This is a genomic window from Brunnivagina elsteri CCALA 953 (assembly GCF_002289455.1).
GTDB lineage: Bacteria > Cyanobacteriota > Cyanobacteriia > Cyanobacteriales > Nostocaceae > Brunnivagina > Brunnivagina elsteri.
This window is the reverse complement of record NZ_NTFS01000768.1, coordinates 1-1,252: the sequence shown is the minus strand read 5'-3', so window position 1 is coordinate 1,252 and position 1,252 is coordinate 1. Positions and strand designations below refer to the sequence as shown.

1 protein-coding gene is annotated in these 1,252 nt (G+C 42.7%); it reads right to left on the bottom strand.

Annotation, left to right across the window (positions count from 1 at the left end; all coding sequences use genetic code 11):
• Window positions 1-488 precede the first annotated feature (488 nt).
• On the bottom strand, window positions 489-1,252 hold a 764-nt coding region (locus tag CK510_RS30570), incomplete at its 5' end, for a tetratricopeptide repeat protein (RefSeq protein WP_143289535.1).

The following is a 1,252-nucleotide window of genomic DNA, read 5'->3' as shown; positions in this document are numbered from 1 at the left end:
GCGTTCGCGTTTAATTTCCCTTTACTTTCTCATGATTTATTTATCTTTCTTGGAAGAATAAAAACTGGGATGTACCCCTTTGATACTACGTCATCACTCAGAAATCTGGCGAAGGTATTGCGTAGGGGCAAACGGTTGTTTGACCTAATTTTATCAAAGAAGGGAATAAGGAACAGGGAACGGGCAACAGTTATACTGCGAAAGGCTTAATATAGAACCACTCTCCAAGCCTCTCCCCGTTGACGGGGAGAGGCTTAATACCTGGATTTTTGTTATTCAAATGTTATTCAAAAAGTATATTTTCTAGCCATTTTTAGTATAAGAGTTCCCTGTTCCCTTTGACTGAGAAACCCGGTTTCTTCAGTTAGAATACGAAAGATGTTTGTATTTAGCCCTTGATAGTAAACCCGGTTTCTGTCGTTAGTCGCTACCCACCTCTAGATGTATTTTGATGATGTATCAATTAAATTATCCTAAGTTTGGCTAATCTAAAACACCACCGCAGCATAACGCGATTGACCCCATTGTTCGCTGTCATTTTTACCTTTGGGGTTATATGGACTGTACTGGACAATCTCCACCATTGCTGCATCGGGGGGAATTTGGGCTTGGATATCAGCCAATTCCACCGGGGTAATTTCCTTGCGAAACTCGGCACTTTTCGCGCTGACTTGTTCTTCTAACCGTTCCTTGTCTGCTTCTAATTGTTTAATTTGCTGCTGATAAATTTCAAATTTTTGGTCTCCCTGTCCCCGATATACTAAGGTGGCTAACCGTTGCTGCACATCCAACCATTCGTCAAATAACTTTTTCGTTTCTGGATTTTCTGCTAATTGGGTACGTAATGTTTGCACCGTGTCAGTCATCGCATCCATTACCCGCCCTTTGCGACGGAGTGTAGTAGTTAGGGCTAGTTTGGCTAGGGTGGGGTTTTTGGTTTGTTGTTGTAAAGCGAGGGAAACAACAGCGTCAGTTCTTCCCGTGAAGGTTTGAGCGTAATTTTGCTTACGTTGTTCTGAACCTACAGCATAAATCAGTTGTAAGTTTTTTTCTTCAACCGCAAGTCCACGGGTGAAAAAATCAGTAGCGCGGGTGATATCTCCTTTACCCCAGTAAAGTCCTGCCAAATTGTTCAGGCTATTAGCCACATCGGGATGTTCTTTTCCCAGTACTTTCTCCCAAATCGCCAGAGAGCGCAGGTAAAGGGGTTCGGCTTTGGCATAACTCCCTTGTAATTGGTAAAATACAGCTA